At 63.8% G+C, this 16,794-nt stretch carries 13 protein-coding genes; 6 read left to right on the forward strand and 7 right to left on the reverse strand.

The window, feature by feature from the left end; translation table 11 throughout:
* The 6 genes from ACORQT_RS22215 to ACORQT_RS22240 form a co-directional block, all read right to left on the reverse strand.
* Window positions 1-1,650, reverse strand: a complete 1,650-nt coding sequence (locus ACORQT_RS22215) for a Na/Pi cotransporter family protein (RefSeq protein ID WP_033644385.1) — start codon at window positions 1,648-1,650, stop codon at window positions 1-3.
* A 207-nt stretch (window positions 1,651-1,857) separates the two neighbouring features.
* Window positions 1,858-2,850 (reverse strand): ABC transporter ATP-binding protein, encoded by a 993-nt coding sequence (locus tag ACORQT_RS22220; RefSeq protein ID WP_033644384.1) that lies wholly within the window; start codon window positions 2,848-2,850, stop codon window positions 1,858-1,860.
* Between the two features lie 4 nt (window positions 2,851-2,854).
* A complete protein-coding gene (locus ACORQT_RS22225; RefSeq protein WP_033644383.1) occupies window positions 2,855-3,640 on the reverse strand; it encodes an ABC transporter permease in 786 nt (261 codons plus the stop codon).
* A gap of 17 nt (window positions 3,641-3,657) precedes the next feature.
* Window positions 3,658-4,503: an ABC transporter permease gene (locus tag ACORQT_RS22230; protein ID WP_033651199.1), complete on the reverse strand. Its 846-nt coding sequence runs from the start codon at window positions 4,501-4,503 to the stop codon at window positions 3,658-3,660.
* Window positions 4,500-5,309 (reverse strand): alkaline phosphatase family protein, encoded by an 810-nt coding sequence (locus ACORQT_RS22235; RefSeq protein WP_016930299.1) that lies wholly within the window; start codon window positions 5,307-5,309, stop codon window positions 4,500-4,502. Before ACORQT_RS22235 ends, ACORQT_RS22230 begins: the two co-directional genes overlap by 4 nt.
* 11 nt (window positions 5,310-5,320) lie before the next feature.
* Window positions 5,321-6,382, reverse strand: a complete 1,062-nt coding sequence (locus tag ACORQT_RS22240; RefSeq protein WP_072626862.1) for an ABC transporter substrate-binding protein — start codon at window positions 6,380-6,382, stop codon at window positions 5,321-5,323.
* A 193-nt stretch (window positions 6,383-6,575) separates the two neighbouring features.
* Between ACORQT_RS22240 and ACORQT_RS22245 the strand changes: the two genes are divergently transcribed.
* Window positions 6,576-7,286 (forward strand): UTRA domain-containing protein, encoded by a 711-nt coding sequence (locus tag ACORQT_RS22245; RefSeq protein WP_042785476.1) that lies wholly within the window; start codon window positions 6,576-6,578, stop codon window positions 7,284-7,286.
* Window positions 7,287-7,324: 38 nt separating this feature from the next.
* Here the strand turns inward: ACORQT_RS22245 and metH are convergent, their stop codons facing one another.
* Entirely contained in the window at window positions 7,325-11,020 is a 3,696-nt protein-coding gene (metH, locus tag ACORQT_RS22250; RefSeq protein WP_204317253.1) for a methionine synthase, read from the reverse strand.
* A gap of 196 nt (window positions 11,021-11,216) precedes the next feature.
* Here metH and iclR point away from each other — a divergent pair, with 196 nt between their 5' ends.
* The 5 genes from iclR (at window position 11,217) to ACORQT_RS22275 (ending at window position 16,782) form a co-directional block, all read left to right on the forward strand.
* On the forward strand, window positions 11,217-12,047 hold the full coding sequence (iclR, locus tag ACORQT_RS22255; protein ID WP_004936648.1) for a glyoxylate bypass operon transcriptional repressor IclR: 831 nt from the start codon (window positions 11,217-11,219) through the stop codon (window positions 12,045-12,047).
* Window positions 12,048-12,299: 252 nt separating this feature from the next.
* Window positions 12,300-12,839 carry a gluconokinase gene (gntK, locus tag ACORQT_RS22260; protein WP_004936645.1) on the forward strand — a complete coding sequence of 180 codons (540 nt, stop codon included), beginning with the start codon at window positions 12,300-12,302 and terminating at the stop codon, window positions 12,837-12,839.
* Entirely contained in the window at window positions 12,836-14,173 is a 1,338-nt protein-coding gene (gntU, locus tag ACORQT_RS22265) for a gluconate transporter (RefSeq protein WP_072626893.1), read from the forward strand. Before gntK ends, gntU begins: the two co-directional genes overlap by 4 nt.
* Before the next feature lie 98 nt (window positions 14,174-14,271).
* Entirely contained in the window at window positions 14,272-16,086 is a 1,815-nt protein-coding gene (gene edd, locus ACORQT_RS22270) for a phosphogluconate dehydratase (protein WP_444859280.1), read from the forward strand.
* A 54-nt stretch (window positions 16,087-16,140) separates the two neighbouring features.
* On the forward strand, window positions 16,141-16,782 hold the full coding sequence (locus tag ACORQT_RS22275; RefSeq protein WP_025304481.1) for a bifunctional 4-hydroxy-2-oxoglutarate aldolase/2-dehydro-3-deoxy-phosphogluconate aldolase: 642 nt from the start codon (window positions 16,141-16,143) through the stop codon (window positions 16,780-16,782).
* Window positions 16,783-16,794 lie beyond the last annotated feature (12 nt).

Below are 16,794 nucleotides of genomic sequence, written 5' to 3' on the forward strand. Positions count from 1 at the left end.
TTACAGCGTGCTCGGGGTGTCTTCCCAGTCGCGATCGTCGTCCTTGGCATCCTGATCCAACACGTTGTAAGCCACGGCGCAGAACAGCGAGTTCAGGCGCTTCATGTCCCCCAACAATCCCAAATGCAACGAACTGGTCTCGATGCTCTGCACGTTTTGCTGGTGCAAACGATCGACGTGCGCGTGCGCGTAGCGGCGATCCAAAATGCGGAAGCGGTGCTTGGAACGGCGCAGGCGCTTGGCGCTGGTGACATCGCCGGACAGGAACACCGACAGCCCCAGACGCAGATTGCCGATCAGCCGTTCGTGCAGCCCGTCCAGCTCCGCCAACCCTTCCGCCGAGAAGGCGCGGCGCGCGGCGTGCGACTTGGCGCCCACGTCGCCGGCCATGCGCTCGATGATGTCGCCCGCCTGTTCCAGGTTGAGCGCCATTTCGATGATCTCCGCCCAGCGGCGCGAGTCTTCCTCGCCCAGATCTTCCTTCTGGATCTGCGCCAGATACAGCTTGATGGCGGTGTACAGCACGTCGACGTCATCGTCGAGGCGCCGCACCTCTTTATCGACCCCCTGCTTACCGTGCAGCACCTCACGTTGCAGGATCATCATGTGTTCCACCACGTCGCCCATGCGCAGCGTTTCGCGCGCCGCGTTGGCCAACGCCAGCGTCGGCGTGTCCAACGCGCTGGCGTCCAGATGGCGCGGCCGCATGCGCGGATCGTCGGCCGCTTCGTCGACGATCAGCCGTTCGCACAGCGTCGCCATCGGCCCGGCCAGCGGGATCATCACCAGGCAGCGGATCAGGTTGTAGAACACGTGGAAATAGATCACCAGCTCTTCGCTGCCGCCCGGCAGTTGAGCCATCAAATCCGCCAGATAGGAGACGAACGGCAGCACCAGTATGCAGCCCACCAGCTTGAACAGCAGGCTGCCGAGCGCCACGCGCCGCCCCGCGGCGTTCTGGCCGCTGGCGTTGATCATCGCCAGCAGGCCGCTGCCGAGGTTGGCGCCGATCACCAGACAGAGCGCCACCTTCAGCGAAATCACGCCGGATGCGGTCAGGGTGGCGGTCAGCAGCACCGCCGCCAGGCTGGAATAGCTGACGATGGCGAACAGCGCGCCGGTCAGGGCATCCAGCATCACATCGCCGGTCAGCGACGAGAACAGCACTTTCACCCCGGCCGCCTGGGTGATCGGCGTGGCGGCGGCGACGATCAGCTCCAGCGCCAGCACGATCAGCCCAAGGCCGATCAGGACGCGCCCGATCTGGCCGATCCGCATCTGTTTGCGGCTGAGGAACAGGAAGACGCCGACCAGGATCAGCAGCGGCGACAGCCAGGAAAGATCGAAGGTCAGCACGCGCGCCATCAGCGCGGTGCCGACGTCGGCGCCCAGCATGATCACCAGCGCAGGCGCCAGCCCCACCAGCCCCTGCGCGACGAAAGAGGTCACCAGCAGTGCGGTGGCGTTGCTGCTTTGCACCAGCGCGGTCACGCCGATGCCGGAAACGAACGCCAGCGGTTTTTTCTCAACGCTGTCGCTCAACACGCGCCGCAGATTGGCGCCGTAAACCCGCATGATCCCGGTGCGCACGATGTGGGTGCCCCACACCAACAGCGCCACGGACGAAAGCAGGTGAAGAAGGGTCAGCACGGAAGATACGCTCCATTAACGCCCGGCCAAAGGAGGCTGATACCCGATGCTTGTCACGCGACGCAGAGAGGCGAGCCAAAGGATGACGGATACAGCGCGCGGTCCCGCCTGCCGGGCGTGGGTCTGGCAGGACAGCGGGCGGGCGGCAGACCGCAGAAGAGAAGGGTTAATGCGGCGGCGGGAAGGCCCCGGCGCCGCGCTGCGAAGTCATGCAACTTCCCGCAATACAACAGGTTCCAAGTGTAGCCCAATTTCCGCGCCGTCGGGCCGCAGGTCGGCCACCGAACGGTTGAGCACGTCAACCAGCAATTCTACCTCGCAAACCTGAATCCGATACCGTACCACATTCCCGAGCAAACTGTGACCCAGGATCACCCCGCCGATCCCCTGTCCGGCCGGCAACAGGCCGATCGATTCGGGGCGGATCGCCACCTTGCCGACATAGCTGCGCCCGGTCAAGCGGCCGGCCTGTTCGGCGCTCAGCAGGTTGTAGTTGCCGATAAACCCGGCGGCGAAGGCATCCGCCGGCTGGGTATACAGGGTTTCCGCATCGCCGCTCTGCACGATCTGCCCCTTGTTCATCAGCACGATGCGATCCGACAGGGTCAGCGCCTCTTCCTGATCGTGGGTGACGAAGATCGCCGTCAGGTTCAGCTCGCGCTGAATGCGCCGGATCTGCTCGCGCAGGTGTTTGCGAATACGCGCATCCAGCGCCGACAGCGGTTCGTCGAGCAGCAGCAGACGCGGGCGAGTGACCAGCGATCGCGCCAACGCTACGCGCTGACACTGGCCGCCCGACAGCTGATGCGGATAGCGCTTCGCCAAATCGGTCAGCTCCACCAGCGCCAGCGCCTCCTGCACCCGCTGTCCGATCTGTCCGGCCGCCAGCTTCTGCATTTTCAGGCCGAAGGCCACGTTGCCTTCCACCGTCATATTGGGAAACAGCGCATAACTTTGAAACACCATGCCGATGCCGCGCTTTTGCGGCGCCAGCGGCACCAGATCCTGGCCCTGCAGCAAAATTTGCCCGCTGTCGACCGGGGTCAGGCCGGCCAGACAGCGCAGCAGCGTCGATTTGCCGCAGCCGCTAGGCCCCAGCAGGGTGACGAACTCCCCCTCTTCGGCGGTGAAATCGATATCCTGAAACACCTGGGTCTGGCCATAGTGTTTGTTCAGGCGGGTGACGTTGAGATAAGCCATCGGGTTAGCCCTTGTTTTTATTCAGCAGGTTCGCCAGCCAGGTGACGAGCAGCACCACGGCGAAATAGGAGATGACCAGCGCGCTGGTAAAGTGCCCGCTGCCGTTGCGCATATTGAACAGATAGACCTGCAGCGTTTCATACTGGCTGCCTACCAGCAGGTTGGCGAACACGAACTCGCCGATCAGGAACGAAAACGACAGCAGCACGGCGATCGTTCCGCCCTTGCGCAGGTTCGGCAGCACCACCCACAGCGCCGCCTGCCAGGTGCTGGCGCCGAGCAGGTGCGCGGCGTCCATCAGATCGCGCAGGTTGATCGCCTGCATGTTGTTGCTGATGGCGCGGTAGATAAACGGCAGCGCGATGGTGAAATAGCAGCCCACCAAAATCCAGGGGGTGCCGAGCAGCGGCAGCGGATCGGCGGCGAACAGCTGCATCAGCCCCACCGCCGACACCACCGGCGGCACGGCGAACGGCAGCAGGATCAGCACGTTCATCACCGCGTCCAGCTTGGGGAAGTAGTAAGCGATCACAAACATCGCCGGCAGGATCACCACCACCGACAGCAGCAACGTGCCAAAGCAGATCAGCAGCGAGTGCCACAGCGCCAGCAAAAAGCGCGAATCGCTCCACAGCGCCGTCAGCCATTTCAGGGTAAAACCGTCCGGCAAAATGGTGGCGCCCCACTGGGTGGCCAGCGCGTAAACCAGCGTCGCCGCCAGCGGCAGCAGCAGAATCAACAGCAGCAGGCCGGTCACCGTGCGGTGGTACAGGCGTTCAACACGCGACATGAGCATTCTCCATCCGATTATGAGCGCGCATTGAGGTAGCTCCTGCGCAGCATCCATTGGTGGATCACCGTGATAAACGCCATCATCGCCACCAGCAGCATCGCCAACGCGCTGGCCAGGTTCGGATCGAGGGAGATGTCCCCCGCCACCAGCGCCGAGATGCGGATCGGGATCACGTTGAAGTTGCCGGTGGTCAGCGCGTACACCGTGGCGTAGGCGCCCAGCGCGTTGGCCAGCAGGATGACGAAGGTGCCCATCAGCGCCGGCGCCAACACCGGCAGGCCGATATGCCGCCAGTAGCGCCAGGGGCCGGCGCCGAGCAGCGCCGCCGACTCGCGCCAATCGGCGCGCAGCGCATCGAACGCCGGATACAGCAACAGCACGCCCAACGGGATCTGGAAGTAGGTATACAGCACGATCAGGCCGCTCTTGGAATAGAGGTTGAAGCTCTCCATCAAACCGTATTTGCGCAGCAGCAGCGTCAGGCAGCCGTTCAACCCCAACAGAATGACGAAGGCGAACGCCAGCGGCACCCCGGCGAAGTTGCTGGTCATGTTGGTGAACGACATCACGAAGTCATGAAAGCGGGTCTGGCCGAGCTGGCGAAGTGAGTAACTGCCCACTAATGCAATCAGCAAGCCGTAGACGCTCGACCACAGCGAGATCTCCAGCGAGAACTGAAAGGCCTGCAGGTAGAACGGCGACGTAAGGATATCGACATAGTTGCCCCATCCCCAGCCGCTGCTCTCGCTGAAAAAGCTGTGAACCGCGATCCACACCAGCGGGGCGATCTGAAACGCGCCGAACAGCACGATAAACGGCAGCAGGCACAGCGCGGCGATCCATTTGGTTTTGCTGTTCATCGCGCATCCTGCGCCAGCAGCGCCCGACAGCGCGGCTTGTCGTGCGGCGCCTGCAGCAGATCGCAGATCGTGCCGCACAGCTCGGTTTGCTGCGGATCGGCGTCGTCCAGGCTGAAGCCCGCGCCGAACACGAACAGCGGCACCTGGCGCTCTTCCGGCAACACCCCGCCGTGGCTGCGATCGTCGTTCATGCCGTGGTCGGCGGTGACCAGCACCTGATAACCGGCCGCCAGCCACTCGGGCAGGTAGCGCGACAGCGAGCCGTCGGCGCGGCGCGCCGCGTTGCGGTACTGCGGCGAAGAGAGGCCGAAGCGGTGCCCGGCGTCGTCGATGTTCATCGGGTGGATCAGCAGGAAATCCGGCTGATGACGCTGGCGCAGGCTTTCGGCGTCGTCGAACAGATGGCTGTCGGGATAGCCGTCGTCGTAATAGAAATGGCCGTGCTGAATCGGCAGCTCGGGAGCGTCGGTGTGGCGGTCGCGCGCGGCGTCGAACGGCGTGCGGTTATACAATTCGCTGAACCAATGATACGCGGCGGCGGCGGTGGTCAGCCCGGCGGCGCGCGCGTAATGAAACACGCTTTGTTGATGAGAAAGGCGCGAGACGTGGTTGTGCACCACACCGCTCTCCACCGGCGTGACGCCGGTGAGGATGCATTCATACAGCGGCCGGGAGAGCGAGGGCAACTCGCTCTCCAGCAGGTACAACCGCCCGCGTCCCGCCGCGCATTCGGCCTGCAGATACCCCATGGCGTCATGCGCCACCCGGTAGTTGAGGCCGTCCAGCAGCACGAGGATCGTTTTCATGGTGCGTTAACTCACTGCTGCATAAACATAATGACGTTTTCCTGCCACAAACGCGGCAGCGCTTTGGCGCTCTGTTCCCAGGCCGCCGGATCGGCGATCGGGTGCGCGTTCTTGTACTGCTCGGCCGGCAGCAGCTTGGCCTTGACGTCGTCCGGCAGCGTCAGATGTTCGGCGCGGATCGGGCGGGCATAGCCGCGCGCCAGGTTGATCTGGCCGGCGTCGGAGAAGATGTATTCGCGCGCCAGCTTGGCGGCGTTCGGGTGCTTGGCGTATTTGTTGATGATGGTGGTGTAGCCGGAGGTGATCGAGCCGTCCGACGGGATCAGCACTTCAAAACGGGTTTTGTCGATCTGATCGCGATAGTTCAGGCCGTTGAAGTCCCACACCACGCCAACCTGCACTTCCCCTTTCTCCAACGATGCGATCACCGGGTTACTCAGGCTCAGGCGGCCGGCCTTGGCCAGCTTGCCGAAGAATTCCAGGCCCGGCTTGAGGTTTTTCTCGTTGCCGCCCATGGCGTAGGTCGCCGCCAGCACGCCGCTGGCCGCCTGCGACGCGGTGCCGACGTCGCCGATGGTGACCTGATAGCTGCCCTTGAGCAGATCGGCCCAGCTGTGCGGGATGTCTTTCACCTGCTGCTTGTTGATGATGAAGGCGATGGTGCCGGTGTAAGCCAGCACCCAGTGCCCGTCTTTGTCTTTCGCCCACTCCGGCACCTGATCCCAGGTAGACGGTTTGTACGGCTGCGTTACGCCCTTCTGCACCGCCACCGGGCCGAAGGCCGCGCCGACGTCACCGATGTCCGCCGTGGCGTTGTTCTTTTCCGCATCGAATTTGGCGATCTCCTGCGCGGAGCTCATGTCGGTATCGACATGCTTCAGGCCGTACTTGCTCAACAGATCTTGCCAGGTGCCTTTCCAGTTGGCCCAGCTGTCCGGCATGCCGACGCTGTTGACTTCGCCTTCTTTCTTCGCGGCCTGCTCCAGCGCCGCCAGATCGGTATCCGCGGCCCAGCTCATCTGGCTGGATAACACGATGGCACTGGTTAACACAGAAGCGCACAAACGTTTCATAACTGATGCTCCAGGTGGTAGTGTGGGGATGGCTGGACTAGTCCAGCAAGGACCAAACCAATCTAACGGACGAATGTGATAATTATATGTCAGCTTAAAAAAGCGACAGTTTTATCACCCATTGCAACGGCGAAAACGCGACGCTGGTCTACCTTAAGGAAGGCCAAACGCACTGAAACGGGACACCCGCTGTATGAGTGAAGCACCGACGACCGTCGCCACCATCTGCCAAACGCTGAGCGCCCGCATCACCGCCGGCGAGTTCGCCGTGGACGGCAAGCTGCCCTCCGAACGCGCCCTGAGCGAGCAATTCGCCACCACCCGCATTACCTTGCAGGAGGCGCTCGGCCAGTTGGAGGCGCAGGGCGTCATCTACCGCCAGGTGCGGCGCGGCTGGTTCATCTCGCCGCCACGTTTGATCTACAACCCGCTGCAGCGCAGCCATTTTCACGCCATGGCGCAGCAGCAGGGGCGCGCCGCGCATACCGAAGCGATCGACAGCGCGGTCGTCACGCTCGACGCGCCGCTGGCCGGCCGCCTGGCGCTGCCTCCCGGCGCGCAGGCCTATCGCATTCGCCGGCTGCGCTACATCGACGGACGCGCGGTGCTGTACTGCGAGCACTACCTCAATCCGGCCTATTTCCCCGGCATTCTGGACGAAGATCTGACCCAGTCGCTGACCGCGCTGTACGCCGCGCGCTACGGCATTCACTACGGCCGGGTGCGTTTCGACATGCTGCCCACCCTGCTGCCGCAGCAGGCCGCCGCCATGCTGAAGGTGACCTACGGCAGCCCGGCGCTGTTCATTACGCGGGTGAATCGCGATCAGCACGACAGGGTGATCGATTGTGACCTGGAGTATTGGCGGTACGACGCGCTGCACATCGATGTGGAAGCGCTGTAAATGACAAGGGCGCATCGCTGCGCCCTTAAAGAGGAAAGTCAGTCGGCGTCGTAGCCGAGGTTTGGCGCCAGCCAGCGCTCGACCTCGCTCACGCTCATCCCTTTACGCGCCGCGTAGTCTTCCACCTGATCGCGCTGGATCTGCGCCACCGCGAAGTACTTGCTCTCGGGGTGACTGAAGTACCAGCCGGATACCGCCGCCCCCGGCCACATGGCGAAGGACTCCGTCAGTTCCATACCGGTGTGGCGGTTGACGTCCAACAGCTGCCAGATGGTCGCTTTTTCGGTGTGCTCCGGGCAGGCCGGGTAGCCCGGCGCCGGCCGGATGCCCTGATAGTTTTCCCGGATCAGCTCCTCGTTGCTCAGACTCTCGTCGGCGGCATAGCCCCAGTGCAGCTTGCGCACCTGTTCGTGCAGGTATTCGGCAAAAGCCTCCGCCAAACGATCCGCCAGCGCCTTGACCATGATTTTGTTGTAATCGTCGTGCTGCGCGTCGTACGCCGCCGCCAGCGCGTCTTCCTCCAGCCCGCCGGTCACCGCGAAGGCGCCGAAGTAGTCGGCTTTGCCGCTGCTTTTCGGCGCCACAAAGTCCGCCAGGCAGTAGTTCGGGAAGTCGGTTTTTTCCGTCTGTTGCCGCAGGTGGCGGCTCACCGCCAGCACCTCGTCACGCCGTTCGTCGCGGTATACCTCCACGTCGTCGCCGACGCGGTTGGCCGGGAACAGGCCGTAAACGCCGCGTGGGTTGAGGCTGCGCTCGGCGGCCAACCGATCCAGCATCTGATTGGCGTCATGGAACAGGCGCTTGGCCTCTTCCCCCACCACCTCATCCTCGAGGATGCGTGGGTATTTGCCCGCCAGCGACCAGGTCATGAAGAACGGCGTCCAGTCGATATAGTGGCGCAGCGTCTCGATGCCGGCCGACACCGGAAACACGCCAAGCTGCCGCGGCGCAGGCGGCTGATAGTCGGCCCAGTTCAGCGCCATGGCGTTGGCGCGCGCCTTGTGCAAATCGACCGGCGGCGTGCGCGGCTTTTTGCGCGCGTGTTGAATGCGCACCGTTTCATACTCTTTGCGGGTGCGCGCCACAAACTCGTCGCGCTGGGTGGCGGACAACAGCGCCGACACCACGCCCACGGTGCGCGAGGCGTTTTGCACGTAGGTGGTCGGGCCGCTGTAGTTCTGCTCGATTTTCACCGCGGTGTGCGCCTTGGAGGTGGTGGCGCCGCCGATCAGCAGCGGCAGCGTAAAGCCCTGGCGCTCCATCTCTTTGGCCACGTTGACCATCTCGTCGAGCGACGGCGTGATCAACCCTGACAGGCCGATGATGTCGACATTCTCCTCGCGCGCGGTGCGCAGGATTTTCTCCGTCGGCACCATCACGCCAAGATCGACGATTTCATAGTTGTTGCACTGCAGCACCACGCCGACGATGTTCTTGCCGATGTCGTGCACGTCGCCTTTCACCGTCGCCAACAGGATTTTCCCCGCGGAGGTGCCCTGCTGCTTGCTGGCCTCGATGTACGGTTCCAGGTAGGCCACCGCCTGCTTCATCACGCGGGCGGATTTCACCACCTGCGGCAGGAACATCTTGCCCTCGCCGAACAGATCGCCGACCACGTTCATCCCGGCCATCAGCGGCCCTTCGATCACTTCGATTGGGCGTTCGGCCTGCTGCCGCGCTTCTTCAGTGTCCAGTTCGATAAACTCGGTGATGCCCTTCACCAGCGAGTATTCCAGCCGCTTCTCCACCGGCCAGCCGCGCCATTCCGCCTGCTGCACCGCCGCTTCGCCGTCTTTGCTGCCGCGGTACTTTTCCGCCAGTTCCAGCAGGCGTTCGGTGCCATCCTCGCGACGGTTGAGGATCACGTCTTCTACCGCCTCGCGCAGCTCGCCAGGCAGATCGTCGTAAATCGCCAGCTGCCCGGCGTTGACGATGCCCATGTCCATGCCGTTGCGAATAGCGTGATACAGGAATACCGCGTGGATCGCTTCACGCACCGGATCGTTGCCGCGGAACGAGAACGACACGTTGGACACCCCGCCGGAGATCATCGCGTGCGGCAGGTGGGTTTTGATGTCGGCGCAGGCTTCGATAAAGTCGACGGCGTAGTTGTTGTGCTCGTCGATGCCGGTGGCGACGGCGAAGATGTTCGGGTCGAAAATGATGTCTTCCGGCGGGAAACCGACGCGTTCGGTCAAAATTTTATAGGCGCGGCGACAGATCTCGAACTTGCGCTCGCGGGTGTCCGCCTGGCCCACTTCGTCGAACGCCATCACCACCACCGCGGCGCCATAGCGGCGCACCAGCCTGGCGTGGTGGATAAAGGCCTCTTCGCCCTCCTTCATCGAGATCGAGTTGACGATGCCCTTGCCCTGAATGCACTTCAGGCCTTTCTCGATAACGGACCACTTGGAGGAGTCGATCATGATCGGCACCCGGGCGATATCCGGCTCGCCGGCGATCAGGTTGAGGAAGCGCACCATCGCCGCTTCGGCGTCGAGCATCCCCTCATCCATGTTGATGTCGATGATCTGCGCGCCGCTCTCGACCTGCTGACGCGCCACCTCGAGCGCCTCGTTGTATTTCTCTTCTTTGATCAAGCGTTTGAAACGCGCCGAGCCGGTGACGTTGGTGCGCTCGCCGACGTTGACGAACAGGGTGTTGGCGTCGATGGTCAACGGCTCCAGACCGGCCAGGCGGCAGGCGACCGGGATATCCGGCAGCCGGCGCGGCGGCACGCCCTCGACCGCCTTGGCCATCGCGGCGATATGTTCCGGCGTGGTGCCGCAGCAGCCGCCGATAATATTGAGGAAGCCGGCCTGCGCCCACTCCCCGACCTGGCGCGCCATCTCGGCCGCATCCAGATCGTACTCGCCGAAGGCGTTCGGCAAACCGGCGTTCGGGTGTGCGGTGACGTAGGTCTCCGAGATGCGCGCCAGCTCCGCGACGTACTGACGCAGCTCATCCGGCCCCAGGGCGCAGTTCAGGCCGAAGGTCAGCGGCTTGACGTGGCGCAGCGAATTGTAAAACGCTTCGGTGGTCTGGCCGGACAGGGTGCGGCCGGAGGCGTCGGTGATGGTGCCGGAAATCATGATCGGCAGTTCCACCCCCAGCGCTTCGAATTCGGTTTCCACCGCAAAAGCGGCGGCCTTGGCGTTGAGGGTGTCGAAGATGGTTTCGATCATGATCAGATCGACGCCGCCTTCCACCAGCGCGCGGGTCGATTCGCGGTAAGCCGCCACCAGTTCATCGAACGAGATGTTGCGGAACGCCGGATCGTTGACGTTCGGCGAGATGGACGCGGTGCGGTTGGTCGGCCCCAACACCCCGGCGACGTAGCGCGGTTTTTCCGGCGTGCGCGCCGTCCATTCGTCGGCGCAGGCGCGCGCCAGGCAGGCGGCCTGATAGTTAATCTCGGCGGACAGCGACTCCATATGGTAGTCGGCCATGGCGATGGAGGTGGAGTTGAAGGTATTGGTCTCAAGGATATCGGCGCCCGCCTCGAGATAGGCGTAATGAATGGCGGTGATCACTTCCGGCTTGGTCAGCACCAGCAGATCGTTATTGCCTTTCAGATCGCTGCGCCAGTCGGCGAAACGCTCACCGCGGAAATCGCGCTCATTCAGACGGTAGCTCTGGATCATGGTGCCCATGCCGCCGTCCAACACCAAAATGCGCTGCGCTAACTGGCGGCGCAGTTGTTCTACTCGATTCGTCACTGTAACCCCTTCCATTGCCATCCAGCCCATTGCTCAACTGCCGCAAAAACCAACGAGTCATCCTAGCACAGCTTGTAAGGACAAAGGGCCAGGCGACAATTGAGAGTTTTTCAGGTTGTGCGCCAACACCTCCGATGAGCTGACGGCGGCTTGCAATTCATCGACAAAAAACGAAAATGAATTCCATCATACGGAAAAAGGAATCTCATCCATGGCCACTCCTGCTCCCGCCAAGCGCGGCAAGAAGCCCCGCGCAGCAGCCCCCGCCGCCAGTGCGGCGACCGGTCAGGTACAATCGTTGACCCGTGGCCTGAAACTGTTGGAATACATTTCGGAAGCCCAGGGCAACGTGGCGCTGACCGATCTGGCCCAGCAGGCCGGCCTGCCGAACTCCACCACTCACCGCCTGCTCACCACCATGCAGCAGCAGGGATTCGTGCGCCAGGTCGGCGATCTCGGCCTGTGGACCATCGGCTCGCACGCCTTTGTGGTCGGCAGCAGCTTCCTGCAAAGCCGCAACCTGCTGGCGATGGTGCATCCGACGCTGCGCCGCCTGATGGAGGAGTCCGGCGAAACCGTCAACCTGGCGGTGCTGGATACCAGCGAGTACCAGGCGATCATCATCGATCAGGTGCAGTGCACGGCGCTGATGCGCATGTCGGCGCCGATCGGCGGCAAACTGCCGATGCACGCCTCCGGTGCCGGCAAAGCGTTCCTCGCCACCCTGCCGGACGATCAGGTGACCAAACTGCTGCACAAGAAAGGCATGCACACCTACACGCCGCATACCCTGACGCCGCACAACCTGAAAGAGGGGCTGGCGCAGATCCGCAAACAGGGCTTCTCCTTTGACGACGAAGAGCACGCGCTCGGCCTGCGCTGCGTGGCGGCCTGCATCTTCGACGAGCACCGCGAAGCCTTCGCCGCCATTTCCATCTCCGGCCCGGTGTCGCGCATCACCGACGATCGCGTGATCGAGCTGGGCGCGCTGGTGATCCACGCGGCGAAAGAGATCAGCCTGGCCTACGGCGGCGTGCGCTAATCCCGCTCATCCGAGGGGCGCCCCAGTGCGCCCCTGCTCTCCTGCCATGCTCTGTTGTCAGCATGTAACAGGCTGTCGGCATCCTGTTTAGCGCACAGGAAAAAAGCTTGAAGCCGATCACAGTTAACGATCCTCACGGCGAAAGCCCATTGCAACCGCTCAAACTTCCTTCGACAATGTTACCGATAACATGTTACCGGTAACAATCAAGCTGAATGAAGGTAACGTCACCCGGTGTTTTGGAGCCAAGCCATGACCAACAATCAAAATCGCATTTACGTCGTTATGGGCGTTTCCGGCAGCGGCAAGTCCGCCGTCGCCGCCGCCGCGGCCCGCCAACTCTCCGCCGGCTTCCTCGACGGCGACTTCCTGCACCCGCGCAGCAACATCCTGAAGATGGCCGCCGGGGAAGCGTTGAACGACGACGATCGCGCCCCGTGGCTGGCCGCGCTCAACGACGCCGCCTTCGCCATGCAGCGCACCAACAACGTGTCGATCATCGTCTGTTCGGCGTTGAAAAAGCAGTATCGCGACCGCCTGCGCGCCGGCAACGGCAACCTGTCATTCATCTATCTGCACGGCGAGTTCCCGGTGATCGAATCCCGCCTGGCGGCGCGCAACGGCCACTTCTTCAAACCGCAGATGCTGGTCACCCAGTTCGCCGCGCTGGAGCAACCGGGCGCCGACGAGAACGACGTGATGGCGATCGACATCAATCAGCCGCTGGACGCGGTGATCGCCGATACCGTGCGCCATATCCAGAGCTTCCTGCCGCAGGACGTGTGCGCGTGAGTACCGTAACGCTGGTCGGTACCGCAGTCGGCTCGGTTTTACTGCTGTTATTCCTGGTGATGAAGGCGCGCATGCACGCCTTCGTCGCGCTGATGCTGGTGTCCATCGCCGCCGGCATTTTCTCCGGCATGCCGCTGGAACACATCGCCGACACCATGCAAAAAGGCATGGGTGACACGCTGGGCTTCCTGGCGATCGTAGTGGCGCTCGGGGCGATGTTCGGCAAGATCCTGCATGAGGTCGGCGCGCTCGACCAAATTGCGGCGCAATTGCTGAAACGATTCGGACAAAGCAAGGCGCACTACGCGCTCGGCATCGCCGGGCTGATCTGCGCGCTGCCGCTGTTCTTCGACGTGGCGGTGGTGCTGCTGATCGGCATCGTGTTCGCCGTGGCGCGCCGCACCGACGGCAATATCGTCAAGCTGGCCATCCCGCTGTTCGCCGGCGTGGCCGCCGCCGCCTCCTTCCTGCTGCCGGGGCCGGTGCCGATGCTGCTGGCGTCGCAGATGAAGGCCGATTTCGGCTGGATGATCGCCATCGGCCTGGTGGCGGCGGTGATCGGCATGCTGATCGCCGGCCCGCTGTACGGCAGCTTTATCAGCCGTTTCGTCAACTGGCCGATGCCGCCGGAAGAGAATGAGCAGACGCTGACCAAGGGCAATCTGCCGTCGTTCGGCTTTAGCCTGGCGCTGGTGCTGTGCCCGCTGGTGTTGGTCGGCATGAAAACCATCGGCGCGCGGCTGGTCACCCCCGGCTCGCAGCTGCAGCAGTGGCTGGAGTTTATCGGCCACCCGTTCACAGCCATCCTGCTGGCCTGCCTGATCGTGATTTACGGTCTGGCGAAGCCACGCGGCATGAGCAACGAACAAACGCTGGCCATCTGCTCCGCCGCGGTGCAGCCGGCCGGGATCATCCTGCTGATGACCGGCGCCGGCGGGGTGTTCAAGCAGATCCTGGTGGATTCCGGCGTAGGGCCGGCGCTGGGTGACGCCATGATCGGCGCCGGCCTGCCGATCGCCGTGGCCGCCTTCGCGCTGTCCGCCATGGTGCGGGTGATTCAGGGCTCGGCCACCGTCGCCTGCCTGACCACCGTCGGTCTGGTGCTGCCGGTCACCAGTCAGCTCGGTCTGAACGGCGGGCAACTGGCCGCGCTGGCCATCTGCATCGCCGGCGGCTCCATCGTGCTGAGCCACGTCAACGACGCCGGCTTCTGGCTGTTCGGCAAATTCACCGGCGCCAACGAACTGCAAACGCTGAAAACCTGGACGGTGATGGAAACCATTCTGGGCAGCGTCGGCGGCGCCATCGGCATGATTGCATTCACGATGTTTTAAATCCTAAATCGCCCCCGGCCTTGCACACCAGGGCTGCAAATCACCCCCGGGGGCACCGCCACAGGCGGCGACTATAACAACAGCAATGTGAGGAAGGCATGATTAATCCAACCTTGTCCCGTGTCACACAGCGCATCATCGACCGTTCCCAGGCCAGCCGCGCCGCCTATCTGGCGCGTATCGAGGCGGCCCGCTCCCAAACCGTCCACCGCGCGCAGCTCGCCTGCGGCAACCTGGCCCACGGCTTCGCCGCCTGTCAGCCCGATGACAAGGCGTCGCTGAAAAACATGGTGCGCAGCGATATCGCCATCATCACCGCTTACAATGACATGCTGTCGGCCCACCAGCCGTACGAACACTACCCGCAGCGGCTGAAGCAGGCGCTGAAGGCGGTCGGCGCCGTGGGCCAGGTGGCCGGCGGCGTGCCGGCGATGTGCGACGGCGTGACGCAGGGGCAGGACGGCATGGAGCTGTCGCTGATGAGCCGCGACGTGATCGCCATGTCGGCCGCCGTTGGCCTGTCGCACAATATGTTCGACGGCGCGCTGTTCCTCGGCATCTGCGACAAGATCGTGCCGGGGCTGGTGATGGCCGCCCTCTCCTTCGGCCACCTGCCCGCGCTGTTCGTGCCGGCCGGCCCGATGAGCAGCGGCCTGCCGAACAAGGAAAAAGTGCGCGTGCGCCAGCTGTACGCCGAGGGCAAGGCCGACCGTTTGGCGCTGCTGGAGGCCGAGGCGGCCTCTTATCACGGCATCGGCACCTGCACCTTCTACGGCACCGCCAACACCAACCAGATGGTGATGGAAGTGATGGGTCTGCATCTGCCGGGCGCCTCCTTCGTCCATCCGGACACGCCGCTGCGCGACGCGCTGAACGACGCCGCCGCGCGCCAGGTGACCCGACTGACCGATACCGCCGGCAACTACCTGCCGATCGGCCGCCTGGTGGACGAGAAAGTGGTGGTGAACGGCATCGTCTCGCTGCTGGCCACCGGCGGCTCCACCAACCTGACCATGCATCTGGTGGCGATGGCGCGGGCGGCGGGCATCATCATCACCTGGGACGATTTCTCGGAGCTGTCGGAGGCGGTGCCGCTGCTGTGCCGCATCTACCCGAACGGCCCGGCCGACATCAACCAATTCCAGGCCGCCGGCGGCGTGCCGCTGGTGGTGCGCGAACTGCTGCAACACGGCCTGCTGCACGAAGACGTGCACACCGTGGCCGGTTTCGGCCTGCGCCGCTACACCCAGGAACCGTGGCTGGACAACGGCCAATTGGTATGGCGCGAAGGCGTGGCCGGCTCGCTCGACGCCAGCGTGATCGCCAGCGTGGCCCAGCCGTTCGAACATCATGGCGGCACCAAAGTGATGGCCGGCAATCTGGGCCGCGCGGTGATGAAAACCTCGGCGGTGCCCGCCGATAACCAGATCATCGAAGCGCCGGCGGTGGTGTTCGACAACCAGCACGATATCGTGCCGGCGTTCGAAGCCGGCAAGCTGGATCGCGATTGCGTGGTGGTGGTGCGCTTCCAGGGGCCGCAGGCCAACGGCATGCCGGAGCTGCATAAGCTGATGCCGCCGCTGGGCGTGTTGATGGATCGCGGCTTCAAAGTGGCGCTGGTGACCGACGGCCGCCTGTCCGGCGCCTCCGGCAAGGTGCCTTCCGCCATTCACGTCACCCCGGAAGCCTATACCGGCGGCCTGCTGGCGAAAGTGCGCGACGGCGATCCGATCCGCGTCAACGGCCGCAGCGGCGAGCTGCAGGTGCTGGTCGACGCTGACGAGTTGGCGCGGCGCACGCCTTGCCAACCCGATCTGAGCGCCGAACACATCGGCTGCGGCCGCGAGCTGTTCGGCGCGCTGCGCAGCCAGCTGTCAGGCGCCGAGCAGGGCGCCTGCTGCATCAAATTTTAATCGATAGCCTGGCCGCATCGCCGCCTGGCGGCGGCCACAGAGGAGAACGTCAGCATGAACAAGTGGACAACAAGCGCCGAGCAGATCCTGACGGCGGGGCCGGTGGTGCCGGTCATCGTGATCAACAAGCTGGAACATGCGGTGCCGCTGGCGAAAGCGCTGGTCGCCGGCGGCGTGCGGGTGCTGGAGGTGACGCTGCGCACCGCCTGCGCCATGGACGCCATTCGCGCCATCGCCCAAGAGGTGCCGGAAGCGATCATCGGCGCCGGTACGGTGATCAATCCGCAGCAGCTGCGGGAAGTGACCGAGGCCGGCGCGCAGTTCGCCATCAGCCCGGGGCTGACCGACGAGCTGCTCAAAGCCGCCACCGCCGGTTCCATTCCCCTTATACCGGGCATCAGCACCGTTTCCGAGCTGATGCAGGGCATGGATTACGGCCTGCGCGAATTTAAATTCTTCCCGGCGGAAGCCAACGGCGGCGTAAAAGCGCTGCAGGCGATCGGCGGCCCATTCCCGCAGGTGCGTTTCTGCCCGACCGGCGGCATCTCGCCGGACAATTACCGCAGCTATCTGGCGCTGAAAAGCGTGCTGTGCATCGGCGGCTCCTGGCTGGTGCCGGCGGACGCGCTCGAAAGCGGCGACTACGCGCGCATTACCGAACTGGCGCGCGCCGCCGTCGCGGGCGCCCAGGCCTGATTTACATCGCAG

This window comes from Serratia sp. (in: enterobacteria) (genome assembly GCF_052400455.1).
Classification (GTDB): domain Bacteria; phylum Pseudomonadota; class Gammaproteobacteria; order Enterobacterales; family Enterobacteriaceae; genus Serratia; species Serratia ureilytica.